The organism is Lacticaseibacillus suihuaensis, assembly GCF_054785075.1.
Window position 1 is genome coordinate 59,632 of record NZ_BAAGBJ010000007.1, and the last position, 26,183, is coordinate 85,814.

Annotated in this window: 18 protein-coding genes; 11 read left to right on the top strand and 7 right to left on the bottom strand. The window is 65.1% G+C overall.

From position 1 onward, the window contains the following. The first annotated feature begins 507 nt into the window (after positions 1-507). The 4 genes from ACYVRZ_RS07720 to ACYVRZ_RS07735 all read left to right on the top strand — a co-directional run bounded on the left by ACYVRZ_RS07720 (position 508) and on the right by ACYVRZ_RS07735 (position 4,749). Positions 508-2,034, top strand: coding sequence for a hypothetical protein (locus tag ACYVRZ_RS07720; RefSeq protein WP_461226051.1), 1,527 nt, complete (start codon positions 508-510; stop codon positions 2,032-2,034). A 239-nt stretch (positions 2,035-2,273) separates the two neighbouring features. Further along, complete coding sequence (locus ACYVRZ_RS07725) at positions 2,274-2,981, top strand: WxL domain-containing protein (RefSeq protein WP_461226052.1); 708 nt, start codon at positions 2,274-2,276, stop codon at positions 2,979-2,981. 78 nt (positions 2,982-3,059) lie between these two features. Beyond that, positions 3,060-4,157 carry a DUF916 and DUF3324 domain-containing protein gene (locus ACYVRZ_RS07730; protein ID WP_461226053.1) on the top strand — a complete coding sequence of 366 codons (1,098 nt, stop codon included), beginning with the start codon at positions 3,060-3,062 and terminating at the stop codon, positions 4,155-4,157. Continuing rightward, on the top strand, positions 4,141-4,749 hold the full coding sequence (locus tag ACYVRZ_RS07735) for a hypothetical protein (RefSeq protein WP_461226054.1): 609 nt from the start codon (positions 4,141-4,143) through the stop codon (positions 4,747-4,749). The genes ACYVRZ_RS07730 and ACYVRZ_RS07735 overlap by 17 nt, the downstream gene beginning before the upstream one ends. A 106-nt stretch (positions 4,750-4,855) precedes the next feature. On the opposite strand, the gene ACYVRZ_RS07740 is transcribed toward ACYVRZ_RS07735, so the two are convergent. The 4 genes from ACYVRZ_RS07740 to ACYVRZ_RS07755 all read right to left on the bottom strand — a co-directional run bounded on the left by ACYVRZ_RS07740 (position 4,856) and on the right by ACYVRZ_RS07755 (position 7,750). Beyond that, positions 4,856-6,469 (bottom strand): PH domain-containing protein, encoded by a 1,614-nt coding sequence (locus ACYVRZ_RS07740; protein WP_461226055.1) that lies wholly within the window; start codon positions 6,467-6,469, stop codon positions 4,856-4,858. Continuing rightward, positions 6,459-6,923, bottom strand: coding sequence for a PH domain-containing protein (locus ACYVRZ_RS07745; protein WP_461226056.1), 465 nt, complete (start codon positions 6,921-6,923; stop codon positions 6,459-6,461). The genes ACYVRZ_RS07740 and ACYVRZ_RS07745 overlap by 11 nt, the downstream gene beginning before the upstream one ends. Positions 6,924-7,104: 181 nt before the next feature. After that, a complete protein-coding gene (locus ACYVRZ_RS07750) occupies positions 7,105-7,533 on the bottom strand; it encodes a hypothetical protein (protein WP_461226057.1) in 429 nt (142 codons plus the stop codon). After that, entirely contained in the window at positions 7,520-7,750 is a 231-nt protein-coding gene (locus tag ACYVRZ_RS07755) for a helix-turn-helix transcriptional regulator (protein ID WP_461226058.1), read from the bottom strand. The genes ACYVRZ_RS07750 and ACYVRZ_RS07755 overlap by 14 nt, the downstream gene beginning before the upstream one ends. A gap of 156 nt (positions 7,751-7,906) precedes the next feature. On the opposite strand from ACYVRZ_RS07755, the gene ACYVRZ_RS07760 reads away from it, so the two are divergent. Next, positions 7,907-8,215 (top strand): DUF2628 domain-containing protein, encoded by a 309-nt coding sequence (locus ACYVRZ_RS07760; RefSeq protein ID WP_461226059.1) that lies wholly within the window; start codon positions 7,907-7,909, stop codon positions 8,213-8,215. A gap of 9 nt (positions 8,216-8,224) precedes the next feature. Further along, positions 8,225-8,596, top strand: coding sequence for a hypothetical protein (locus tag ACYVRZ_RS07765; RefSeq protein WP_461226060.1), 372 nt, complete (start codon positions 8,225-8,227; stop codon positions 8,594-8,596). Positions 8,597-8,703: 107 nt separating this feature from the next. Here ACYVRZ_RS07765 and ACYVRZ_RS07770 read toward each other — a convergent pair whose 3' ends face one another. After that, positions 8,704-9,027 (bottom strand): hypothetical protein, encoded by a 324-nt coding sequence (locus tag ACYVRZ_RS07770; RefSeq protein WP_262315295.1) that lies wholly within the window; start codon positions 9,025-9,027, stop codon positions 8,704-8,706. Between the two features lie 206 nt (positions 9,028-9,233). Here ACYVRZ_RS07770 and ACYVRZ_RS07775 point away from each other — a divergent pair, with 206 nt between their 5' ends. Continuing rightward, entirely contained in the window at positions 9,234-10,601 is a 1,368-nt protein-coding gene (locus ACYVRZ_RS07775; protein WP_461226138.1) for an MFS transporter, read from the top strand. Positions 10,602-10,702: 101 nt separating this feature from the next. Then, positions 10,703-11,140, top strand: a complete 438-nt coding sequence (locus ACYVRZ_RS07780; RefSeq protein WP_461226061.1) for a hypothetical protein — start codon at positions 10,703-10,705, stop codon at positions 11,138-11,140. A 142-nt stretch (positions 11,141-11,282) separates the two neighbouring features. On the opposite strand, the gene ACYVRZ_RS07785 is transcribed toward ACYVRZ_RS07780, so the two are convergent. Further along, positions 11,283-14,258 (bottom strand): cation-translocating P-type ATPase, encoded by a 2,976-nt coding sequence (locus ACYVRZ_RS07785; RefSeq protein WP_461226062.1) that lies wholly within the window; start codon positions 14,256-14,258, stop codon positions 11,283-11,285. 375 nt (positions 14,259-14,633) lie between these two features. Continuing rightward, positions 14,634-15,611, bottom strand: a complete 978-nt coding sequence (locus tag ACYVRZ_RS07790) for a hypothetical protein (protein WP_461226063.1) — start codon at positions 15,609-15,611, stop codon at positions 14,634-14,636. A 594-nt stretch (positions 15,612-16,205) separates the two neighbouring features. Between ACYVRZ_RS07790 and ACYVRZ_RS07795 the strand changes: the two genes are divergently transcribed. The 3 genes from ACYVRZ_RS07795 to ACYVRZ_RS07805 are packed head-to-tail and all read left to right on the top strand — an operon-like array spanning position 16,206 to position 26,142. Then, positions 16,206-17,654: a S8 family serine peptidase gene (locus tag ACYVRZ_RS07795; RefSeq protein WP_461226064.1), complete on the top strand. Its 1,449-nt coding sequence runs from the start codon at positions 16,206-16,208 to the stop codon at positions 17,652-17,654. A gap of 9 nt (positions 17,655-17,663) precedes the next feature. After that, on the top strand, positions 17,664-22,106 hold the full coding sequence (locus ACYVRZ_RS07800) for an Fn3-like domain-containing protein (protein ID WP_461226065.1): 4,443 nt from the start codon (positions 17,664-17,666) through the stop codon (positions 22,104-22,106). After that, the gene (locus ACYVRZ_RS07805) at positions 22,093-26,142 is read left to right on the top strand and encodes a leucine-rich repeat domain-containing protein (RefSeq protein WP_461226066.1); all 4,050 of its coding nucleotides are present in this window, start codon (positions 22,093-22,095) and stop codon (positions 26,140-26,142) included. Before ACYVRZ_RS07800 ends, ACYVRZ_RS07805 begins: the two co-directional genes overlap by 14 nt. Positions 26,143-26,183: the final 41 nt, after the last annotated feature.

The window sequence follows — 26,183 nt, forward strand, 5'->3', positions numbered from 1 at the left end:
GCCAAGTCGCAGTGTATTGCCACACGACTTTAAACTCGAGAGTTTTAGTGCAACCCCGGAACTAAGGGAGGGGAAACCAGGGTTAAGGACCTCCACCCACCGGTCGCACCGAGTCGGGACCTACTCGCATTGCGAGGTAGCTGCGGTTCCGGCGAGACCAGTGGTGTACCACCGCGGTAAGACGAAGACAGAATCCTAACAGAATCAGGCCAAGGCCACCGGGCAGTGTGCGTCCGGTGGCTTCGGCGCGGCCGCCGCAACGCGAATCGTTGCGGCGGCTTTTTGGCGTTGACATGACTTGGCCGCTGCAGGGGCGGCGACTCGTATAGTTGGCACTCGGCCAGCGCAGGGGCGGGGCCCGGTTGGCCGCCACGGCTCCCCCGCCGCCGTGCCAAAAATTTCGCCTGCCAAGCCCGGTGCGACGCGCTTTGGCTCGCCGCAGTTGCCAGCTGGCTTGCGGCCTGTTATATTGGGCGTCCAAGATTGTGAGCGAAGGGAAGCGAGGACATGCAACAGGACAAAAGGGGGCGGCGCCTGGGGCTGGCCCTTGCGCTAATCGGCGCCATTGCGCTGGCGCTGTGGCTGGTGCCGCGGCAGGCGGTTCGGGCGGCGGTAACGGTACCGACGACGGTGCCGGCCGGGTTCATGACGCCGTCGCCGGCGGAGGACACGACCAAATCTGGGTTTCGCACCCAGCCGAACTGGGTAGGGTACGGCTACACGATGGGCGGCTACGCATCGCCGCCGACTGATGCGAATCGGTACTACGCCTTCGTGAACCGCGGGTACGACTACCTGCACCTTTACGCGTCTTTTCGCAAGAATGGTGGCGACTACCTGTCCGGCTACAAAATCGTGACCCGCCGCCGCGTCGGCGGCGGTCCGGTGACCGTCAGCACAGACGCCGGGGGCTTTGGGGTGCAGACCGGCATGGCCTGGGACACCCCGGCGTTGTTGTATTGGCCGGCTAACGACTTCATCGACTACAAGCTGACCGTCGACGACGCGATCACGACGCCGACTTGGTACACGTTCCAGGTCAGCATCCTGGTCAACAACGGCAACGCCTACCACTCCGCACTGTACTGGGTGCTGGTGGTGCCAAGCCCGGTGGCACAGCTCGGCGCGACGTCGCGGGTGATTTTTCGCGGCCAAACCGCGGACGTCGGGCTGCTGAACACCGCGGCGTCCATCGTGCCCGACTACCGGTTGGAAGGTGACGGCTGGCTCGCGGTGCGAAACTACATGCAGCTGAGCAATCCGGCCGGCTCGGTCGGGCTTCGCAGCATGAGCGGCAGCCTGACGATTCCGGCGCAGCCGTTCTACGATGGCTCGGTGACGGCGCTTGGCCCGATGACCGTGGCGCTGGCCGACCTGCCGGATCAAACTGTGATTCGCGGCGGCCCGGCCCAGTTTGCCCTGCGGCTGCCGGACCGGGTGACGGTCAAAAACGTCCGGTGGACGGTCGGCGGCGCGGCCGCCGGCACCGGTGACACGCTGAGCCTGACCAACGTGCAGGCGACCACGTCGGTGCAGGCCACTGCCGATTACTACCTGGACGGGAATCTGCTGCAGGCCAGCGCCGTCAGCAATCCGGCGCATCTGCACGTGAAAGACGAGCCGGGAACGCTGGTGTTGACGGCGGTGCCGTACCTCGCCTTCGCCCCGACCGACGGCAGTGCCTTCACCGTGGCCCAGGCCTTCACCGGTGCGACGCTTGCGGCCAGTGGCACGGTGATCGTGACCGACACCCGCGTGGCTCGGGGGCCGTGGCAGCTGAGCGTGGCGGCGACCGGCTTCACCCCGGCGTGGCCGGCGAGCCTGGCGCTGACGGCGGCCGGGTCGCGGGTGACGCTCGCGCTGCCCAGCAGCCAGCCGGCGACACTGCTGTACGGCCCGACCGCGACGGAGGATTTTGCGGTGAGCGGCCGCCTGACCCTAGCCGCCCAAAAGGCGCCGGTGGCCGGCACCTATGCCGCCACGGTGACCTGGACGCTGGTCGCTGGACCAGTCGGCGCGGCGCCGAGCCGGTAGTGCCAAAACTTTGACGCGGCGAGTTTGCGATGCAGACTCGCCTTTTTGGTGCGTAAAATCCGCCAACGCCTTGTCGGACACGACCTGGATTCATTGCACAACTTGTCTGAATTAATAAATATTATCATATTGGCAAAAAAATTTTAAAAAAGTTGACGGAAAAACGCCTGTCGTGTTACGATACCGAAACTTGAGAAAACGGATTCTCGAGCAAGTGGAATGTGAAAGGAGAGACAAGCATGCGCAAGCAAGGATTAATCGGGGCCATCGCGTTGGCGGCGGCGCTGGCGGCGGCTCCGCTGACCACCAGCCGGGCAGCCGAATCGGGGCCCGGAACTTCCGACGTCAACCTTGACAATGCCGGTGTCAGCGGCGGGTTTGAGGTGGATGCTAACGGCAAGGCAGCGGCCAACTCCACGGCAAGCTTCAAGCTGGAAGCCGGGGTTTTGGAACTGGATGCGGTGCCGAACTTCGACTTCGGCACGGCCAACGTTGAGGATATTGCGACCGGAAACAAGCTAGTGTTAAAAAATGTCGATAATACTAGTGTGAAGGCCGCCGACGCGGCTTTCGACGGCAACGATGAGGGTCGAATTGTTGTCCAAGATTTCCGCGGCAACAACGCCGGCTGGAACCTGACCGCCCAAACAGGGACAAAATTCGCAGGCTCAACTGCCGACATGAGCATCGAAATGTCGAGCTTCGAGATGTTTATTAGCAAAGATACGACTACCGCCGACAAGGCGCTGGCTTCCTCTTTTGAAAGCCAAAACATTGCCGGTGCCAGCGCATCCATCGTGAACGCGGCGGCCGGCAACGGCGCTGGGCGGAGCGACTTCTCGTTGTCCGAGGCGACGGTGCAGCTGGTTCAGCAGCTGAAGGTGCAGGCCGGCGACTACAACGCCGTCGTCAACTGGACGCTGGCGAACGCGCCGGATCCGGAATAAGCAGGTAACCGTGATTTCAAGCGGGTCGGGCGGCCGACCCGTTTGGCCATCGCGGTCACCGAGACAGGAGGGGTGAGTATGCAAAATCTGGCAGCACAACCACACGGTCGCCGCTTCCGGCGGCTGAATTCCACGCGTGGTCGCTCGGCGGTTGCGGCGCGTCGCCTCGGCCCATGGCTCGCCGTGTTGCTGGGCCTGCTCGCCGCCGCGGCCTGGTTGACTGCTGCGGCGCCGGTTCAGGCCGCCGGGGCCGGGTTTGCCGTGACGCCGGTGAGCCCCAAGGACGCCGTCGCCAAGGGTTACTTCGTCGTGCAGGCGCCGCCGGGCAGCACCCGCAAGCTAGTGGTGGCGGTCGCCAACACAACCGGAGCGGCCAAGCACATGCGGCTGCAGGTGACCGACGCCTTCACCCAGGCCAACGGCGAGGTCGGCTACGCGCCGAACAGCGCCACCGATCCAGCCGCCAAGTACCGGCTGAGCGAGCTGAGCTCGGCGCCGGTTAACTTCACGCTGGCGGCGCATCAGGGGCGGGAGGTCACAATCACCGTGGCGCTGCCCAAGGCCGCGTTTGACGGGCAGGTGCTGGGCGGCATCTACGTCGAGGACCTGGCGGATTACGACGGCAGCGGCAGCGGCATGGCGGTCGCGAACCATTTTTCGATGATGGTCGCGATTCAGCTGCAAAACAGCCCCCAGCTGGTGGCGCCGCACCTCAACCTGACCGAGCTGACCGTCGGCAGCCAAAACAACGCGCCGGCCGTGCTGGCCACGCTGCAAAACGACCGGGCGCGGCTGTTCGGCAAGCTGGCGATCACGGCCAAGGTGACGCCGGCCGGCCAAAGCAAGGCCACCGTGATCCGCAGCGTGACGGATTACGCGATGGCGCCGACCTCGCATTTTGCCTTCGGGCTGCCGCTCACCAACGCGCTGGCACCGGGCCGCTACGAGCTGGACCTGTTGGCGGTGGCCGGTGATTACCGCTGGCACTTCACCCGCCGCTTCACGGTCACGGCCAAGCAGTCGGCCGGCACCGCCAAACTCGCCGTTCCCGACGCGACCGGGTGGGTGTGGCCCTGGCTGAGCATCGCCGGGGTCGTGCTGTTGGCCGCGCTGCTGTGGCTGATTCTGTGGCGTCGGCGCCGACGCAGGAAGGACGAACATGAGACGACCACTTAACCTGCTGGCCGCCGCCTTGCTGAGCGGCTGGCTGCTACTGGCCGGCGCCGGTGCCGCCCGGGTCCAGGCGCAACGCTCCGTGGCCACCTTCACGGTGATCGGCGACGCCGGCCAGCCGAACCCGGGCGGCGGCGAAACCGATGGCGAACCCGATGGCACCGAAACCGGCGGGACGGATAGCACCGGCGGCACGGACAACAGTAGCGGTACCGACAACGGCGGGACGACTAACGGCAGCACTGACGGTAGCGGTGGTACTGACAGCGGCGCGACCGGCACCGGTGGTTCAGGCGGCAGTTCGAGCGGCGGTTCGGGCAGCGGCACGGTCGGCAGCGGTCAGGGCGGCGGCAGCACCGGCAATGCAAGCGGCAGCGGCGCGACAGGCGGCCCCGAAGCGACCGCTGGCTCGGGCAACGCAAGCAGCGGCGCCGGCAGCACGACGGGGACCGCCGGCGAAACCGCGGCCGCCGGCAACGTCAACCTGCCGCAAACCGGCGGCGCATCGCCACGCGTGGCGGCCGCAACCGGCTGGCTGCTGATGGGCTTGGTGGCGACGGCGGCCGGGTTGCACCGCCGCCGTGCCGCGGCCTGACGGCACCGCAGACGCCAAAAAGCCGCGTCACCCGGTGGCGACGCGGCAGCTGCCGCTTGTGGCGAATCTGGTTGCAGCAAGGGGATTGCGCGGTTTTGGCCACCCGTCAGCGCGGCTGGTACCAGTCCTGAATCGCCGCCGCGGTGGCGAGGCTCAGGTAGCGCAGCTCGATGGCCTCGTTGTGGTTGGCGCGGCGCAAGTTGATGGTGAGGTGGCACCGCTCGCGCGACCGCAGCCAGCGCGGCTGTTCCACGCTCAGTGACTGAATGTTGGCGCGGCGCATGAAGTCGGTTTGCCGCGATCCCCACGAGCCGGTTTGCGCGATTAAGAGCGAGCCGTGGGTCGCCACGCCCTGGGTGCGGCCGGCGTAGCGACCCTGCAGGAGGCCGACCAGCGCCAGCACCACCGTCACAACCAACGCGATGGGGACCCAGTGCGGCTGCCAGAAATGAAGCCCGAAGGCGACGGTGAGGCCCGGGCCGAGGTAGCCCAAGACGGCGTTGCGAACGAAGGGGGCGATGGCCGCGGGACCGGTCAAAGGTGGCAGCGCGGTCGGCAGCCACGGCACGAACGGCGCCATCACCGGCAGCAGTTGCCGGGACTGAACCACGGGCATCAGCACGAGGTCGTTGTCTTTTTCATCGTCTGCGGCGTTGGACGCGGTCAGCGCCTGCACCGAGGCGAGGTGGCACCACTGCCGCAGCAGCGTCGCGCGAACCCGCACCGCCTGAATTCGCGCGATGCGAACGCTGGTGGTGGTCCGGTTGAACAGGCCGCGCGTCGCGGTCAGCGTGTGACCATCGCGCCGCAGCGTGAACTGGTAGTATTTTTGCAAAATGCCAAGGTAGGCCGCGGCGATGCCCAGCAGCAGAACCAGCAGACCCAACGTGACCAGCACGACGACGGCCAGGGCGGCCAGCTGCTGCTCGGCACCTTGGACCCAGCCCTTGGGCAGAAAATCGTCGGCCTTGTCGTACAGCCAAAACAACACGGCGATGATCGGTACGAAGCCCATGCTGGTCAGGGCGTAAAGGTTCAGGTCCCGGGCGGCGATGCGGTAGGTGGCGTCGGGCCCCGCGGCGTCCGGGGCGGCGCTTGCGGCCAGCGCGGCATCGCTGCCGGCGGTTTTACGGGCTGCCTGGTCGGTGGTTGGTGCAGCGCTCATTCCGGCATCGGTTACGCCAGCGGCACCGGCGACCGCGCCGTCGGCACCGGGGGTCGCTTCGCCTGCGGCAGCGGCTACTGCAGCGGCGGCGCCGGTGGAAATAGCCGCCTGGCCGCCGTTTTGCTTGCGGCGGCGTTCGATGGTGGCGGCCACGGCGGTTGGCACCGCGACCAGCGTGGCCTCGGCGTCGTTATCCTCGTGGCTCGAGGTTTCGATGCTCAGGCTGAGCAGGTCGAAGGGCTGCAGGATCAGCCACTGCGACCGCTTCAAGGTCTGGATGTTGGCGTAGGGGATGTGGCGCGTTTTGCGAACGAACAGGCCCGAGTTGATGGTGATCGCGTCTTCGCCCAGCACGTAGGTGAAGCGCAGGTAGCGTAGCACGTAGATGACCACGAAGGCGACCAGCGCGACGGCGGCCAGGGGCAGCGACCACCAGCGGGAGTCGGCGTCCTTCAGAATCGCCCAGGCGGAGGCCAACGAGATGGCGGCCCAGCCGTACAGGCCCTTGCCCAGCATGATCAGAAGGGCCAGCGGGTGCAGGCGGTTAGGCGTCATCACGCGCCTCCTTGGCCAGCGCCAGGATGCGGTCGCGCAGCTGGTTGGCCACCGCCGTAGTCACACCGGCCAGCGAGTCGGTGGTCGAGGCGGTCTGAATCTGAACCTCTTGCAAGCCGTGGGCTCGCAGAATCGGGCCGGCCTCAAGCGTCACGTTTTGGATGCGGCGGATCGGAATCGCGGTTTCCTTTTGAAAAACGGCGCCTTCCTTGAGGTAGACGGCGGTGTCGGTGATGCGAAAGCGCCAAAAAGCGTAGCGATAGGGAATCAGGGCCAGCTCGATTGCGGGGTGAAGCAGCGCCAGGCCCAGGCTGATGGCGATCAGCCACAGCGGCCAGTGCCACAGGTGATTGGCGACCAGCAGCCCGACGGTGACGGCCAGCCACCACAAAAGGCTCAGACCGGCGCCGATGCGCCAGACCTGCTTGATCTGTTGCGGTAAGTGTTCTTCCATTATTGTGCCTCCAAAGTGTCGCGGGTCCCAACCCGCCTAGCGCTAATTTAGCAGGCGCAAGCGCTTGCGGCAATCCGTCCCGGGACCGAGGTGGCCGCGGGACGTGGTCGGGTGCAGGAGATGGGCCTGGTGCGACCGCGGTCAGTCGGCGGCCGCTGCGGCGACAGCGCGGCCGCCTGCGCTAGAGCTTGCGGTTGAAATGCGCGGTCGCCCCGACCCACGCCCAAAAGGCGACGCCCAAGGTCAGCAGGCTGCCGGTGATGATGCCCATGATCAGGTCGTCGCGGCCGCGGTCGATGACCGCCAGCCCCAGCGCCACGACCGCCGCCACACCGACCACGATTTCAAGCGTCAGGGTGTTGGCGCGAAGCCGGATCAACGCCTGACGTTCGTCGCGTTCGGCCAGCCGCTGGCTGTGGGTCGCGCTTTTGGACAGCGACCGGGCGACGGCGGCGCCGCCCAGCACCAGCGACAGGCCGATCAGCACGATGTTTTGAATCAGGTTGGCGGCGCCGGGCTGCGGCTTGATCACGGCCAGCACGGTCAGCACTACGGCCATCGCAATCAGACCAAGCCCGGTGGCCAGGCCCTTGTAGTTATAGATTTTCAATCTCCGTATCCTCCAGTTCCTTGTTCGCGGCCAGGCAGCACAGCGTCTCGACGTCGGTGCCGAACACCTGGGCCAGGCGATACGCCAGCATCAGGCTGGGGTTGTACTGCGCTTTTTCAATTGAAATAATGGTACGGGCGGAGACGTGAACCTGATCGGCCAGCTGCTGCTGGGTCAGCCCCGCCGCCTTGCGGAATTCCTTGACGCGTGTTTGCATAATGCCTCCGAAGGTGAAGCTCACTTCATGTGAAGCTGGCTTCATAATAGCCGACTTCGTTCGCCGCGTCAACCCTAATGGTGGCCGCCAAAATAGTCCCGCCGCGGCCGGCGGCTTGTGCTATGATGGGCTTAAATCATTTCTGGAGGCAACACGATGCACATCAGCATGACCCATCCGACCACCCACGCGGTGAAGCAGACCAAGATCGGCTTCTCCTGGACCACCTTTTTCTTCGGCTTCTTCCCGGCGCTGCTCCGCGGCGACTGGAAGTGGGCCCTTATCATCGCGGTGCTGCAGATCGGCACCGGCACCTTCACCTGGGGCATCTCAATCGGTCTGATCAGCATTATCTTCGCGTTCGTCTACAACCGGCTGTACATCAACGAGCTGATCAACCACGGTTTCGCGCCTTCCGACCAGGCCAGCGCCGACGCGTTGCGAGCCAAGAACTTTTTGCACTAGGCCGTCGCGATGAGCAAACGTCTGCTGGTGGTGCTTGAGACCATCGTTTTGATTTTCGGCGGCGGCCTGCTGCGGCTGGTGTTTGAGCCGTTCATGAACTGGCGGTTGGCGCTGGCCTTGGCTTACGGGCTGTGGGCCGTGCTGCTGTGGCTGGTGTCCAGCCGCGTGGCCGCCAACCGGCGCCAGGCGCTGACCAAGCTGTGGCAGCTGGCCGATCGGCTGGGCTACTCGGCGGCGGATCTGAGCCGCCGCACCCCGCGTTACGGCGCCGTTGACTGGCAGCTGTCGCGGCCAGAGAACCTGCAGTTCTACCCGGCCGACGCCACGGTGGCACGGCTGACCCGCGAGCTGACCGCGGCCTTGGCCCAACGCGAGGCCTGACACCGCGACGGTGCCGGCCATCCGCGGCCACGTGTTCAAATCCTAACCACACCAAAATAACGCCGGTTCCTGTCGTCGAAGACGGGAACCGGCGTTTTGAATTGGGCTCAGACCAGCGGCTGGTAAACCAGCTCGACCAGGCCCTTGTGCAGGGCGAGGTTGACCGATTCGATCGGCTGCTCGAGGATTTTTTGGTACTCCTCCAAGACGTCGTAAGGCAACGGCGTCAGCAGGTGCAGGTCGTCGATGATGTCGGCGACCGAGTCGACGCTGGTCAGATCCGCGAAAATGTCGATTTTGCTCAGGCAGTCGGCCAGGAGATCGGTCAGGGCCGCATCGGGCTTGCCGCTGGGGTCGGTGATGACGACTTGCTGGTGGTTGAGCGGCTGGTGTTCGATCTGGAGCAGTTTCAGGGCACGGAAAACATTCATGAGCTCACCTCGTCTGAAGGCACCGCGGTTCGATCGCCGCGGTGGCGACCGTGACCGAGCGGTGCGTTGTCACTAGAATTGTAGGCCACAACCCGGGGGATTGACAACCGCTAATCACGCCGGCTGATTGGACAATCGGGACCACTTACGATAAGATAGTAACTATTGCATTAGATTTTTCTACTCAATAAGGGAGTCTTGATCTAATTAATCACGAAAAAACCACGAACCTCGAAACGCCGCAGGAACCCAAGTTTTACAAGCGAGCCCCGCTGTCTTGGGTTCACCTGCGCATCTATCTGGCCATCATCCTGGGCCAGTTCACCAGCGGTTACGCGATTCAGATCAGCGGCACCGCCATTTCCGTGGCCCAACGGCAGCTGAACCTGAGCAGCGCTTGGGTCGGCCTGATCGGGGCCGGGACGCTGATCGGGCTGGCCGGCAGCCTGCTGGTTGGCAAGCTTGCGGATCGCGTCGGGCGGCGGCGCCTGCTTTTGGCCAACATGTGGGGGCTGGCGCTGGTGTCCTTGGGCCAGCTGGTGACGGTCCAACTGGGCTGGACGCTGGTCTTTCGCGTCCTGGCCGGGCTGATGATTGCCGTCGACTACACGGCCGGCAACACGCTTTTGATCGAGTGGCTGCCGTTCAAGGACAGCGGCCGGCTGCAGAGCCACCTGGTGATTTACTGGACGCTCGGCTTCATTGCCGCCAGCTTCGCCGCCACCTTCATCTCCGGCTTTGGGGCGTGGAACTGGCGGCTGATGATGGTGTCGCCGGTGGTACCGGCGCTGATCACCGCCGTTTTCCGCAACCTCGCGAAGCTGCCGACGTCGCCGAGCTGGCTGGTCAACCAGGGGCGGCCCCAGGCGGCCACGCGGGTGATTCGCCGCCACCTCGGGCGGCAGTGGGGGCTGTCGCGCAAGCAGCGCAGCCTCAAGCGAACCGTCAGCGAGCCGCTGCCTTGGACCGCGGTGTTTCACAAACCCTACCGCCGGGCGACGGCGGTCGGCGGCGCTTTTTACGCGGCGCAGTCCTTCACCTTTTTTGGCATCAGCCTGTTCTTGCCGCTTTTAGTCGGGGAGCTCGGCTTCGGCGCCGGATCCTTTGCCCAAAACCTGTACGTCGGCGCGATGCTGGTCGGGGTTTTGCTGGGAACCGTGGTGTTCAACCGCGTTAGCCGGCGGTGGTTTTTGATCGGCGACTTTGCGCTGGCCGCGGCCGCCTTGGGCGTGTTGGTCGGCTGGCGGCAGGCGCCGCCGGTGGTGGCCCTCGCCATTTTCGCCGGGTTTGCCGTGGTGCTGTCGGCCGGGCTGGTGCTCGATTACCCCTACACGTCGGAGCTCTTCGACTCGCGCGTTCGCGGCACCGGGGTCGGCATGGTGGTGACCCTCAGTCGCATCGGGGCGGCTGCCGGCACGTTCCTGCTGCCGGTGTTGACCAGCGCCTGGGGCGTCAACGCGGCGATGCTGGTCTGCGGCGGCTTACTGGCCGCGGCCGCGGTCTTTTGCCTGTTCGCCGCGCCAGAAACCGCGCCGCAGTTCGCCAAGCCGCGCAAAGATCGCGACCGCGCCTAAGGCTGCCTCCGCGTCGCGGCGGGGGCGATTGGCCGCGGTGCGGCATTGCCAAATGTCAGCGCTTACGCGATAATGGGGACGAACGGAAAGGTGGGGTGGTTATGCTGAACAATCAGGGACAAAAGCCCGGCGGTAAGCAGACCAAGGCGGCCAAGAGGCTGGCCGGCGGGGTCGCGGTGCTGGTCGTCGCCATTCGGCCGGTGATCGATTTCATCACCTACCTGGCGACAGGGGTCGACTGGCGCGGCCTGACCCGCGTTACCAAAGACGGCGGCACCGGGACCGCGGCGGCGCATCCGGCGGCCATCGGGCTGCTATTAGGGGCCGCCATCGCGCTGCTTGGGCTGCTGGTGCTGCGATTGGTTCGGCCGCACCGTGCGGTTCGCACGAGCTACCGCCCCAAGCCGGTCGGCTACACCGCCGACCACCCGCTGGTCCAGGCCGACCGGACGCCGCGCCGAGCCCGGGCCGGCACGGTGGCCCTCGGCCTGGCGCTGGTGATCGCCTTCGGGCTACTGGCGCTGGTTTTGCTGAGCTGAGCGGCCGGGGCGGCCTCGCGGTGAGCCCTTCGCGAAGCGGCCGGCGACTCGCCCCATTTTCTCGTTGAAACAAACACCGAGCAGACGCGAACACGCGCCGCGACCCTTGAATTGAGGGCTGCGGCGCGTGTTTGCGTTGGGCTCAGTCCTCGGCGGCCGGGGCGTTCGGGGCCGGTGGCGTCGGGCGAAGCCGCCACCACAGCTCCTTGAGCCCGGACAGGGCGAAGGTCGGCAGGGCCGGCAGGATGATCACGGCGGCGTAGGCCCAGCCGGACAACGGCGCCGTCCCCATCACCGCGTTGAAGAACGGCAGGAGCGTCACCAGCAGGCTGGCCGCCGCGGCGAAGCCGACCGCCAAGAGCAGCTTGCCGTTGGCGAAGGGGTTGCGGCGGAAAAGCGTTTTTTGGCTGCGGGCGTCGAACACGTGCCACAGTTGGCCGAACACCAGGGTCAAGAAGGCCAGCGTCTGCGCCTCCGCGGCGGTCGCCCCGTGGCTGGCCGCCCAGAGGAAGGCCAGGTAAACCAGGCCGCCCATCACGATGCCGCGAAGGAAAATGCGGCCGAGCATGCCTTCCAGAATCGAGGCGTGAACGTCGCGCGGCGGCCGCTGCATCAAGTCGGCTTCCGGCACATCGTAGCCCAAGGCGAAGCTCGGCAAGGCGTCGGAGACCATGTTCACCCACAGCACCATCAAGGCGGTCAAGGTCGGCGTGGTGGCGGCGACGGCGCCGACCGGGTGGGTCATCAAAAGCACTCCGAACAGCAGCGCCAGCACCTCGGCGACGTTGGTGGTCAGCTCGTGGCGCATGAAGTTTTGAATGTTGCCGAAAATGGTCCGGCCGGCTCGCACCGAGTTTTCGATGGTGGTGAACTTGTCGTCCAGCAAAATCAGGTCGGCGGCGTCCTTGGTCACCTCGGTGCCGTTGATGCCCATGGCGATGCCGATGTCGGCGGCGCGAAGGGCGGGGGCGTCGTTGATGCCGTCGCCGGTCATCGCGACGACCTCCTGGTGGCGCTGCAGCGCGGTGACGATGCGCTGCTTGTGTTCCGGCGACACCCGGGCGTAAACGCGGATGGCCGGCGCCAGGCGGTAGAGGTCGTCGTCGCTCATCGCGGCGAGCTGCTGGCCGGTCACGACCCGGGCTGTTTTGTCCTTCACAATGCCGAGCTTCACGGCGATCGCCCGGGCGGTCACCGCGTGGTCGCCGGTGATCATCACCACGGCGACGCCGGCGGCCTGCAGCTCGGCCACGCTTTGCCGCACCTCCGGCCGCGGCGGGTCGATGATGCCGGCCACGCCGAGCAGCGTCAAGTGTTCCTCAAGCTCGGCGGTCGTGCCGTGAAAGGCCAGCTCGCGGTCGATGTCGCGCAGCGTGACGGCGATGGTGCGAAGCGCGTCCTCGGCGAAGGCCAACACCTGATTTTCAACGATTGGCCGGGCCGTGGCCACTGGCACGAGCTCGCCGTCCAGCGTCACCGCATCGGTATGCGCGAGGATCACGTCCGGTGCCCCCTTGGTCAGCACCTGGTAGCCGGCGCCGTCCTTAATCACCACGCTCATCATTTTGCGCGTCGAGTCGAAGGGTAGCACCCGCACGATTTCGATGTCCAGGTCGTTGTTCTTGGCCAAAAGCCGGTCGCGGTCGATGCCGGCCTTGTGCCCCATCACGACCAGCGCGACGTCGGTCGGGTTGCCGTAAGGGGCCTTTCGCCCGTCGTCGTCCTCGGTGATCGCGGCCTCGTTGTTCAAAACGCTGGCGAGAGCGAAGCGGCGGTAGGCGGCCGCCGGGTCGGTCGCGGCGGTTGGCGCGGTGGCCGTCAGCGCTTCAGGAGCGGCCGCACCGCCCGGTGCTGCGCCGGTTCCTGCGGCAGTCGCGGTCGGGCTTGCGTTGCCGGTTGCCGAGGCGTTGGCCGCCGCGGCTGCGGTTGCGGTCGCCAGCCCAGTCGCGCCGCCGACCGGCAGGATCTCGCCGACCGGGTCGAGGCCGCTGCCTTCGACGGTGTAGGTCGCACCGTTGGCCCAAAAGCGGGTGACGGTCATCTGGTTTTGGGTCAGGGTGCCGGTTTTGTCCGAGGCGATGAACGAGGTGGCGCCGAGCGTTTCAACCGCGTTCAGCGACTTGATCAGGCCACGGTTTTTGGCCAGCATGGTCGCACCGATGGTCAAGACGATCGACAAGACGGCCGGCAAGGCGTCGGGGATGGCGGCGACGGCCAGGGCGATGGCGGTCGACAGGGACTCGGCGATGGCGGCAAAGGACAGGCTGCCAGAGGCCAGGTAGGCCTTGGCGAGCTCCAGCCCCAAAGTCGCGACCACGACGGCCAAGGCGACGGCCATCAGCTTGCGGGTCAAGGCGGCGATGGTGCGTTCGATCGGCGTTTTTTTGGTGGTGACCTGGGTCAGCAGCTTGGCGATGCGGCCGAGTTCGGTGTCGCGGCCGGTGGCGACCACCACGCCCAGGCCGTTGCCGCCGGTGACCATCGAGCCGGAGTAGCCCATGTTGGTGCGGTCGCCCAAGGAGACGTCGCCGTCAAGCGCGTGGGTCTGCTTGAGAATCGGCTCGGCCTCGCCGGTCAGGTGGGACTCGTTGACGGCCAGTTCCGCGCAGTGCAAAAAGCGCAGGTCGGCCTCGATGAAGTCGCCGGTTTTGACCGTCACAATGTCGCCCGGCACCAGCGTTTCGGCCGGCACTTGGGCCCATTCGCCGTCGCGCAGCACCGTGGCGTGGTGGTCGTTCATGGTTTTCAAGGCGGCCAGGGATTTTTCGGCCTGCTGCGCCTGCCAAAAGCCGAGCCCGGCGTTGACCGCGATCAGCAGCAGAATCGCGACGGCCTCGTAAACGGCGGCCATGCCGTGGGCCGAATCGCCGGTGACCGTGAAGTCGTAAGCCGCGCTGCCCAGCGCCAGCGCGACGGCGACGAACAAAATGATCACCAAGGGCTCCTTGAGGCTGGCGGCGAACTGGCGCCAGGCGCTTGGCGCCGGTGGGGTCGGCAGGGCGTTGGGACCGCCGGTTTGCAGGCGGCTTGCGGCCTCTTGGGCGGTCAGGCCGCGGGTGCGGTCGGTGCGTTGGGCGGCCAAGACGTCTTGTTTGTGCTGGTGGTAAAAGTCTGACATGGGGTTCCTCCTATGATGGCGGGGCGCAAATGACGGTGGTGCGGTGGTGCCAGGCCGAAGGCGATGCGGGTGGGGCGGCGGCCGCGGGTGTTTCACGGGTAACCCGCCGGCGACGCGTGGCACGGCCGCGGCCCAACCCGAGCAGACCGCGGCCCAACCCGAGCAGACCGCAGTCCAAAGTGGCCAACCCGAGCAGACCGCAGCCCGACGCGTTGGACCGCGGCCATCCCCGGCGGCCGGCGGCACGAGAAGACGGCAAAAAGGCGCAGGCTTCAAGGCCTCCCTCCCCAGGGAAGCGGTTCTTGAAGCTTGCGCCCAACCGTTTTTGCATATGCCGTTCGTTATTCCTAGCTTAAGCGAAAACTGATGCAGGTGTCAAGTTATTTGCTGTGGTGAATCAGTCGGCCGCCGCCGGTTGGCCGGGTGGAAGAGCCGGCCGGCCAGCTTGGTCAGCGCCGCCTGGGTGGTGATCAGGTGATCGTTGGAGGTCGGGACGCGGTAGAGCCGGGCGATGCGGCCGAGCTTTTGGGCCCGGGCCAGAATCGCGGCCGGGCGGCGGTGCAGGAACGCGTGGCAGGTCACCGGTGCGGTCAGTGCGTCGTAGATGGTCAGCTCCAGGTCGTCGTACTCGAAAACGGTGTAGCGGGTGCCGCCGATCAAGACGCCTTCCGTCACGCGGTCGGGCTTGTAGCGCCGCCACAGGGCCTGGCGCATGCTGGCGGTGACGATGCCGGGCGTCGTGGCGGGTTCGGCGACGGCCACCGGGGTGCTGTTGGCGGCCAGGGTCGCAAGCCACGGCGCCAGGGTGCTGCTGGCCGTCGGGGTACAGGTCAGCACGTTCAGGTCGCTGGCTTGGGCGACGCGGTCGGAGAACAGGCTGGCGGTGGCGGTGATGGTGAAGGTCGCCGCCGGGTAGCGGATGCTCAAAAGCTGGGTTTTGAGCGGCTGCGCGGTGTCGCACAGGGTGAGCCCGGCGGCGGTCAGGCCGGCGAGGTTGGCGGCCTGGGGCGGGTTAGCCGCGAGGTGCTGGCGGTAGCGGCCGCCGGTGTTGTGGGCGGTGAGCGTGACCGCGGTTGCCCCGGCGGCCTGCACCTTGGCCGTCAGCGCCAAGAAGTTGGTGAAGGCATGCTGGCTGACGGTCGGCATGACCACCGCCAGCGCCAGCGGTTCGGCCAGGTCCGTCAGGTCGTCGATCAGGTGCTCGAGGTGGGTGGCCGCGAGAATCAGGCGGCAGACGGCATGGCCGCCCCGGGCGTCGTCGGCCATGCGACCCAGGGCCGCCCGGTCGATCGGCGCAGTGCCGGTGAGACGCCAAGGGGTCGCGTCGCCGCGCGGTGGTTGTGCGTCATTCATGTCGTCGCCTCCTTTGCTGGCATTATTATACCAGAAATATTCACACTGTCATCTCATAATTGATGGTAATTAAATGAGAATAACCGGCCGCGGCCACCATGCGCCGACGGTTGTGATTGAATGCGCCGCCATTGATGCGCCGCAATCGCGTGGGACGGGGCGGGACCCGCGAAAGCACCGGTTCGACACATAATTGAAATATATCGAAATGCGTTATTTAATTGAGTAAGGCAACTTTTTGTTATGTCAACTTGGACCAGCCACCGCTCTGCCACCATCTGGCTACCGGCCGGGCCAGGGAAGGGGAAAAGGCGACGTCGACCATTTTGATTAGAAGATTATGGCAACGACACCGTGATTCCGGGCGTTATCCGTTATTTTTACCCGGTTGAACTCATTGTTTTCTCATCGTATAATCCGGTCATACTTCCGGCTTATGCAGCCATTCCAAAGGTGGGTGAGTTACCAAACCAGTTCGGCGAAGCGCCACGGGTAGGGCCGTGGCGCTTCGGCTACCGCAATTATTAGCGACTGCTTGGCGGCCGCAACAACGGGATCTGCGTGTGCAGACCCGAGATTAGGGAGGATTAGGGGTTGAATAAGACGAATAGCACGACCCTCAACCGCCTGACCGGCATCTTTTTGTGCTCCACGCTGCTGTTGGGCGGTGCGGCGAACCTGGCGTTTGATGCGCCAGCGCTCGTTTCCGCAGCCAAGACGGCGCCGGCACAGGTGACGACTCAGGCGACAACGCAAAAGACGGCCACGACTAAGGATGCCAAGGCCGCGACCGCAAAGCTCCACGCCGCGGATGAGACGACGGCCAGTGTACTGAAGAAGGCCAGCCTGACGCGGATTGCCGCGCAGCTGAAGGCCAAGGGGGCCAATCCAAAGAAGCTGTCTTTGGAGGCAACCGAGAAGAAGACGGTTCGCGTCATTGTCGAGCTGGCAGGCGATGGTGCCTTGGCGGCCAACGACAACGAGCGGCAGAGCTTCAAGAAGGCCGACAAGGCGGAAAACCGCGTGTTGGCTAAGCAAGATACCGTGCAGGGCAAGGTTGAAAAGCTGACCGGACACAAGGTGGCCCAGGAATTCGGCTACCTGCTGAACGGTTTTTCCATCGATGCCAAGGTCCAAGACATCGCCAAGATTCAGGCCATCAAGGGCGTTAAGGCCGTTCAGGTCGCCGACGTGGTAGCGCAACAAGACGCCACGGCCAACGACACCGTGCAAGCGTCGACGGCCTGGGCCAACTACGGCGTGGATGGCACGGGGATGGTTGTCGCGGTCATCGATTCCGGGATCGACGCCAACCACAAGGACCTGCGCCTGAGCGACGAATCCAAGGCCAAAATCAGCAAGGCCGACTCCGTCAAGTACAGCAAGGCCATGGGCTACGGGACCTACGAAAGCGCCAAGGTGCCTTTCGCGCATAACTACGGTAACGGCAACGACACCCAGCTGGTGGCCGACGACGGCGTCGACCACGGGATGCACGTGGCCGGCATCATCGGCGCCAACGGGGAGGACCCGGACGGCGTGACCAGCATCCAAGGGGTCGCACCGGAGGCCCAGCTGCTGAACCTGAAGATCTTCGCCAACGCCGGCCAGGACGGGCCGACCACCGATATGACGATTCAGGCCATCGAAGACGCCGTCAAGCTCGGTGCCGATGTCATCAACATGTCTTTGGGCTCGTCCGATGACACCGCAACCACGGCCAACGCCGAGGTTGCGGCCGTCAACCGGGCCGCCGAAGCCGGCGTCGTGCCGGTGATCGCCGCCGGGAACGACGGGGTCGCCGACTGGCTGGGCCAAGGCGTTACGCAAGACATCTCGACCGACACCAGTCCGGATACCGGCCTGATGTCCTCGCCGGCCAGTGCCGCCAACGCGATCACCGTGGCCTCAAGCGAAAACTCGACGCACAACGGCGCCACCGCCGACATGCTGGTGGATGGCAAGACCGTACTGCCCGACCTGAGCATTCAAGGCAGCGACAGCGTCACCAAGGCGCTGCAAGGCGTGTTCCCGGCCGGCTAGCTGGTGCTGTTGCCGGACAAGACCACCACGGATGCCACCGGTGCCGCCATCGATCCGGTGGCCACCGGAATGCCTGGTCGCGGCTTTGCCAGCGACTTTGAAGGCGTTGACGTGAGCGGTAAGATCGCCGTGGTGTCCCGCGGGATCAACAATTTCACCGAGAAAATGCAAAACGCCGAGGATGCCGGGGCCCGTGGCCTCATCATTTTGAACAACGCGGATGACGACATTCGGGCCACCATCACCGACGGCTCGGCCATCCCGACGCTGTTCTTCAACCAGCCATGGGCCGCTAAGGTGCTGGCCGCGGCCAAGGACAATCCGACTGCGACCTTCTCCTTCAGCGCCATCAAGGGCGACAATGTGCCGAGTGCCTCGGCCAACACGATGTCGACCTTCTCCACCTGGGGCTACAACACCGACTTGAGTGCCAAGCCGGATGTGACGGCACCGGGCGGCCGCATCTGGTCGTTGATGAACGACAACCAGTATCAGGAAATGAGCGGGACCTCGATGGCCACGCCGATGGTCGCCGGCAGCGCCGCCTTGGTGCTTGAGGCGATGAAGGGCAACACCGACTTGACCGGGCTTGACCTGGTCAACGCCGTCAAGCTGTCGCTTCAAAACACGGCGGTGCCGATGACCGACGCCAAGCACGACAGCGCCCCGTACTCGCCACGCCTGCAAGGCGCCGGCGAAGTACGCATCGCCTCCGCCATCCAAAACACGGTGACTCTGGATTACAACGGCCAAGGTGCCGCGTCGCTGAAGTCGATCGACTCGCGCAAGAAGTCCTTTGACGTCACCTTGACCAACCACGGCAAGTCGGCTGCGACCTACCAGTTCAACGACTACAACGGGGTTTACACCAAGGCCCTGGACGATCAAAGCATCAACTACGACACCAAGATCGACGGCGCCAGCATCACGGCCGACAAGGACACGATCACCGTGGCGGCGGGTGAGACAACCACCGTCACGCTGACGTTGAGCCTGCCGGATGATTTTGCCGCCAGCCAGTTCGCCGAAGGGTTCGTCGGCTTCACCAGCCAAAGCGAAGACGCCCCAAGCCTTGTGATGCCTTACCTCGCCTTCTACGGCGACTGGGGTCACCTCGATGGCCACAGCGTGTTCGACGGTCTGGGCGGCGATGCCGATTCCAAGTTCGGCTACAACTTCCTGCAAGACACCAACAACAACGTGCTGGGGCTTGACCTGAGCTCGGAGGATTACACCTCGTTGAGCACCGCCACCGAGGACAAGAGCGAATTGCCGCGCTACGTCGACTTCATCGACCGCAACAAGTCGGCGATCTCGCCGAACGGGGACGGCTTCAAGGACAACGCCGAGGCCATCGTGATGACCAACCGCAACGTCAAGACCCTGGTGGCCTCGATTGAAGACGCCGACGGCAAGCAGATTCGCAAGCTGAACACCGAGTACGCCGGCATCCGGCACTTTGTTGCGGATGACGGTAGCGAATGGTGGTACCAGGTGACCAAGGATCCGACGCTTGCCGCCTTCGACGGCACGGTGTACAACGGCACCACCGGCCAAGACGAGCTGGTGCCGGACGGCCAGTACTACTACCGCCTGGACGCGACGGTCGATGGCCAGGATACGACTTCCGAGACCATCAAGCTGCCGGTGAAGGTCGACAGCGTTGCGCCGAAGTTCCAGGACCTCAAGGTGACCAAAAAGGCCGACGGTTACCACTTAACCGGCCGGCTGACCGACGCCACCAGTGGGGTCAGCAACTTCACCGCCCTGCAGGTTGACCTGAACGGCGGCCAGCGGGTGTCTTCGACCTACCACCTGGACAGCACCGTCTCGCTGCAGGATTACGTCGACAAGAACAGCAAGGCCACCGCGTTGCTGAAGGACAAGTCCTTTGACATCACGCTTGCCAGCGAGTTCGCCCAGCAGTTCCAAACGGGCAAAAACGAGCTGACGCTGTACCTCGACGACAACGCCGGTAACGAAGGCACGGCCAAGGTGAGCTACGCCAAGGAAGCCAAGGCCGGCGAAACCGGCGCGGCACCGGTGATGTACAACGTCTACGCCGACGAGGTCGAAACCAGCACCTCGACGCCTTACTACGACGAAAAGTCCGGCACCTACGCTTTTTACGGCAACTTCGACCGCGACTTCTACATCAACGGGCAGCCGGTCAAGGTCGATGAGGACGGCAACTTTGTGGCCCACATCAAGCTGTTGTCCGGCACCACCCAGCTGGTCTTCGCGCTTGACGCCAACAACCAGCGTGTGATCAAGAAGATGAACTTCGGCTTCTCGGTGCTGCCTTTGGCCACCTTCGACAAAACCGGCGGCAGCTGGACCACGTACTCCGGCATGCCGGTTTACATGATTCAAAACGCCGAGCAGGGCATCCGCCTGACCGGTCACCTGGAAGGCGACGGGGATACCGCCGGCGTTGCCGGGTCATTCTACCCGGCCATCCTCGCCTCGCAAGGCGGCGGCGCCTCGATCGAGTGGAAGTACGACACCACCAAGCGTACCTTCAGCGGCACCTTCTCGATGCTGCCGGACTTCGATGAGATGGCGAAGATGGACTTCGGCGATCTGACCGACGAGGAACGCTTCGCCAAGCTGACCGGCGTGGCGATGGGCTACCCAGGCGATGACCTGTTCACCGCGGCGGCCTACGCGAAGGACGCCGACGGTCAAAAGGTCGCCGGCTCGACCGACGCCATTTTGGTTCACCAGCTCGGCGGCGCCACCGTCACCTTCGATAACGTGACGACCAACGGTGTGGCCCTGCTGACCGCCTCTCGCGCGGCCCAAAACGGTTACGACGTCGACACCGGTATCTACAAGGTGACCGGCGGCATCGCCACCAACTACATCGAGGACTTCCGCATCTTCGGCAACAGCACGGATCCGGATGACCCGGCCAACCAGCCGACGATCACCGACGACGGCAACGGCAACGGCCGCTTCACCTACGACCTGCACGTGAAGGGGTCCGATTCCCGCGTGGTTGGCTACTCGTACTTCAACAAGGCCACCGGCGCCACCGTCACCGGGAGCTTCGGCTTCGAGATGGACGCGGTGTTCCCGACGATCACCATGGACGATGAAGACACTTGGCAGGTTTCCCAAAAAGACAACGTCGATCTGGAAGTCTGGACCAACAAAGACACCTGGACTTTGGCCGGCACCGCAGGCGATGACCTGACCGGCTACCAGCTGTACATCGATTCGGACGAGGCTTACCGGTCCGATTACGACGGGACTGTTTTGGCCGAGTTCAGCGACGCGGCGGACTACAAGTTCAGCCAAGACATCGACCTGAGCGGCCAGGCGCAACGCACCGTGCGGCTGACCCTGTACGATAACATGGGCAACGCGACACGCAAAACCATCCTGATTCACCACGCGACTGAGGCACCGGACGCACCGGTTGCCAAGGCTTCAAGCACGGAGCTTGGCAACAAGCCGGTGCTGGTCACCGCGACGCAGGCCAAGGGCGAGCAGATTCGCTTCAGCCTGGATGACGGCAAGACCTGGACCGACTACACCAACGGCGTCGTCAAAGGCGTGAACGGCGACGTTCAGTTCAAGGCGGTCGACAAGTACGGTAACGAATCCGCGGTGACGACCTACAGCGTCACCAACGTTGCCCGGACGGTGACGGCCGAGGCAACCGCAACGCTGAGCGATTACGCGGACGGCGCCATCACCCTGACGCTGGGCTACGATCGCAAGCTGAGTGCAGACGTGGCAGCCATCACGCACCTGCAGTACAGCACCGATGGCGGCAAGACCTGGCAACAGTACGACAAGCCGCTGAAGGTCAGCGAAGACACCACCTTCGAGGTGCGGGTCGCAGACGACGCCGGCAACACCAGCGCGGCCCAAACCGTGACGGTGACCCTGCCGACCGACGACGACACCACCGAACCTGGTGGCGACACCACGACGCCTGCAACGGGCGACAACGACACCACCGAACCCGGTGACGACGCGACGACGCCTGCAACCGGCGACAACGACGCCACCGAACCTGGTGACGACGCGACGACGCCAGCAACGGGCGACGACGACGTCACCGAACCCGGCGACGACACCACGACGCCGGCAACGGACGACGGCGCCACAGACGCCGACAAGCCGCACAAGGGCACCAGCAAGACCGCGGCCGATTGGGGCAAGGCGGCGCCGATGACCGGCAGCAAGATCAAGCAGGCCAGCGGCTGGAACATGCAGGCCGGCAACCAAGCCGGCAAGCAGGCCGCCAGCTGGACCCGCAACAGCGCCACCGGCAAGGCTGCCAGTGCCGCCACGACGGGCAAAACCGGGCTGCGGGGCTTACTGCCGCAAACCGGCGAGCAGCTGCTGCTCAGCCTGACCATTGTCGGCCTCACGGTGGCTTTGGCCAGCGCCTGGGCGATGCTACGCAAATGGGGGACTAAGAATGAAGAAAACTAATTCCAAACGGCTGCTTTACAGCGCGGCCGTGCTGGGGGCGTTGACCGTGGGTACGGTCGTCGCCACCACGCCCAACGCCACGGTTCATGCGGATACCAGCGCCGAAACGGTGCCGGCGACCCAAAACGTGCCGATCGATGCGGCGCATTTTCCGGATGCCGGGCTTCGCGCCTTGCTGATCAGCTGCGCCAACGCGGCCGTTGAGATGGACAACCTGCCCAACGCCGAAACGGCCAACTGGGACGGCCAGTCGCTGACGCCGTCGATGCTGCAGTGGCAGACGCTGCAACACGCCAGCTATGCGCTGGAAGCCAATGTTCACGACCTGACCGGCCTGGAGGTGTTCACCAAGCTGGACACCGTGGATGTCAGCGGGATGCCGCTTGATTCGCTGGCCGGCCTCAAGCCGGTGTCCTCGTTGACCGCCTTGGTGGTCAACTACGACGAGGTGCCGATGCTGGCCACCTTGAAGGACAACGGCCTGACCGCCCTCAAGGTGCTCAACCAGACCAACAGCCAGGTGACGGCGCTTGACTTCTCCGCGGTACCCGAGCTTGAGACCCTGTCCCTGAGCGGCTCCACATACGTGCCTAACGAGGGCGGCGGCCAAAAGTCGGTCGACAACCAGTGGCTGACGCAGCTCACCCTGCCGGCCGACAGCAAGCTCAAAACCGTCGGATTTTACAACTTCGACAACCTGACCAGCTTCGACTACTCGGCGCTGCACGACCTGGAGTCCGTGTACCTCAACGACGTGGAGATCGGCAACGACGGCAAGCTCGACTTTTCCGCCGCGCCGAACCTTGAGAGCCTGACCCTGATGGGTACCAACACCAGCGACCTCAAGCTGGGTGACAGCGGCAAGCTGAGCATCCTGCGGGTCTCCGACGCGAAGCTCAAGGCGCTGGATCTGTCCGGCCAGCCGAATCTGCAAAAGTTGGATCTGCGCAAGAACCAGATTGCGAGCCTGGATGTGGCGAACCTGACCAACCTACAGCTGTTGGATGTGGCCGAAAACCAGCTGAGCGAGCTGGCCATCGGCAACCTGACCAACCTGCTGGAGCTGGATGTGTTCGACAACCAGCTGAGCGAGCTGGACCTGCAGGCGCCGAACCTGCGGATCCTGAATGCCTCCAACAACCTGTTGAGCGGGGACTGGGACCTGTCGAACCGGCCGGAGCTGGGCGAGGTCGACCTGGATGGCAACCAGCTGACCACGATCGACCTGAGCAACGATCCGGAGCTGCAGGTGGCAACGCTCAACGACAACCAGCTGACCAGCGTTGACTTCAGCCACTCACCGAAGCTGATGATCGTCACCACCGATAACAACCACCTGACGCATTACGACGTCAACTCGTCTTTGGCCCTGGCCACGGCAATCAAGGGTGGGGCCGGGCCCGAACTGACCGGCTACGGGCAAACCGTCGACGCCGGCATGTACCAGGTCAACGGCCACTGGTACGTCGATCTGGCGGCCTTGACCGGCAACAGCGACTCGGCTTACTACCGCATCAGCGACAACAACTGGTTGCTCGATGACCGCGGCGTGGCCGAGTACCAAGGCAGCGGGGTCCCGACCACGCTGACCTACCAGTACATGGCGCTGCACATGCCGGGCTTGACGCCGAACGTCGCGTTTTTCATGAACCTCGAGACGACCCTCACGCTGAAGGAGGCCGAGGCACATGCCCTCGCCCTGAACTTCTACGTGGCGGCGGATGAAGACGGCACGTATCACGGCCAGCTTGCCGGCGCAACCGGCAAGGATCAGCCGGTGAGCCAGACCATCGCGGCCGACGAAGTGCTGACCGCCGCCCTGGTGCCAGGCGTCGTGGCCGACAACGGCTACGTCCTGGACCATTGGGAGGATGGCTACGGTAAAACCGTGGACGTCAACCACTTCCTGCCGACCACCGACACGGCGCTTTACGCGGTGCTGCGCAAGGCGACCGAGAAGGATTACCTGGAGCAAAGCGGCTACAACGACGGCTTTGCCGATGGCTACAACGGCAGCGACACTCAGTCGCTTGCCGCTAAGTCCGACGCCTACGTTCGGACTTACACCACCGGCTTCAGCGATGGGAAGGCGGCCTACAGCGCCGAGTACCAAGCCGGCCAAAAAGCCGGTGAGGAGCTGGTAGGCAGCGGCGAGCAGCTGCGCAACGCGATTTTCGAGGATGCAAGCAAGACCTACGCCTACTGGCTGGGGATGCGCGACGCCTACGTCGCCACCGCCAAGGCGGCCGGCAGCCTGGATCCAAGCAAGGTCAGCCAGGTGCTTCAGGCAGACCTGGCGCTGGGACTCGGCGATCGCAGCGGCGACGTTGGCGACAAGGCCGCAATCTACACCAGCATGTACGCAAGCGCCGCTAAGGATGCGGAAGCCGCGGCGGCGGCGGGTAAGGCCGACGCCGAAGCCGGCAAGGCGCAGACGCTGCCGGAAAACAGCGCCTACGCCTATCTCTACGCTCAAAGCTACGCCGCGGTCGAAGACGCCGCGGCCGGCACCGCAGCCGGCACGGCCGACGCCAAAGCCGGCGCGTATGAGACCAACCCGGCCACCGCAAGCCTGGCTTACCGCGAGGCTTACGAAGCGGCCTATGCCGCCGAGAAGAAGACGGGGAGCTTCGCCGCTGCCCGTCAGGCGCTTGACGACGCCGCCGCCGGCGAAGCGGCCGGTCAGGCGGCCGGGGCGGCCGGTGAGGCCAGCGCGGATGTGACCGCGCAGTCTCAGGCTTACCAGACGGCCTACGCCGCGGCTTACGCCAAGGCCAAGGCGGCCTACGATTCAGACTTTGCGCTGGGTCAGACCGCCGGGGCGGCGGATTACGCCGCCGGTGAACCGGCCGGCACCGACGACGGTGAAACCGCGGCTTACGTGGCTGGCTACCAGGCCGGCTACCAGGCCGGGGTTAAGGCCGACGCCGATGCGCTGGCCGAAGCACAGGCAGCAGGGGCTGCCGCCGGGGCTGCCGATGGCGCCAAGGCTGCAGATCCGGCCGACAACAGCGACCAGTCTCAGGCTTACCGCGACGGCTACGAGGCCGCCTACGCCGAAGCGCTGGCGACCTACCAGGCCGATTTTGCCGCCGGTGAACTCGCCGGCTTCCAGGACGCCGGTGACGGCGCCAAGACCGACGTCACGGCCCAAAGCGCCGGCTACCAAGCCGGTTACGCCGCAGGCTACGACCTGGTTGCCGCGGCGACCACCGCAGATCCTGACGTGACGGCGACCACGGCCGCCGCAGACGCCGCCACCGGTCAAAAGGCCGGCTTCGCAGACGGCGCCAAGGGCGTCGCCGCAGCCGATGTGACGGCGCAAAGTGACGCCTACCAGGCTGCCTACACCGGCGCCTACACCCTGGCCAAGAAGGCCTACGACTTCGGTCAGTACCTGAAGGCCGCCGCGGTGAAGGCCCAGGCCGCAGCCGCTGCTAACGCCGCGACCAAGGCTGCCGACGCCAAGGCCGGCCGCACCGCCGGCTTCGCCGATGCGGCGACCGGCAAGGCGCAAGCCGACCTCACCGCCCAATCCGCGGCCTACGCCACGGCTTACCAGGCTGCCTACACCCAGGTCACCAACCTGAAGGCGCTTGGCGCCAAGGTCAGTGACGCGAAGAAGGCGGCCCAGGCCGCAGCCGCTGGCAAGGCCGACGACGGTGAGACCACCGATAACGGTGAAACCACCGACAACGGTGAGACCACCGGCAGCGCCGCCACCACCGACGACGGCCAGTCAACGGACACCACTGCGACGACCGACGACGGCCAGTCAACGGACACCACTGCGACGACCGACGACGGCCAGTCAACGGCCACCGCTGCGACGACCGACGACGGTCAGCCGACGGCCACCACCGCGACCGGCAAGCAGGCACCGACCGCCAAGACTGGCAAGGCCGCTGCGGCGACCAAGCAGTCCGGCGACCTGCCGCAAACCGGCACGATGATTCAAACCGGCATCGCCGCACTGGGTGCCGCCATGCTCGCGCTGATGGGCTTCTTCGGCCTCAAGCGCAAGCAGCGTCGCTGAGCCATCCGCTTCACGATTCAAGTTCGACCCCTAAACTAAAA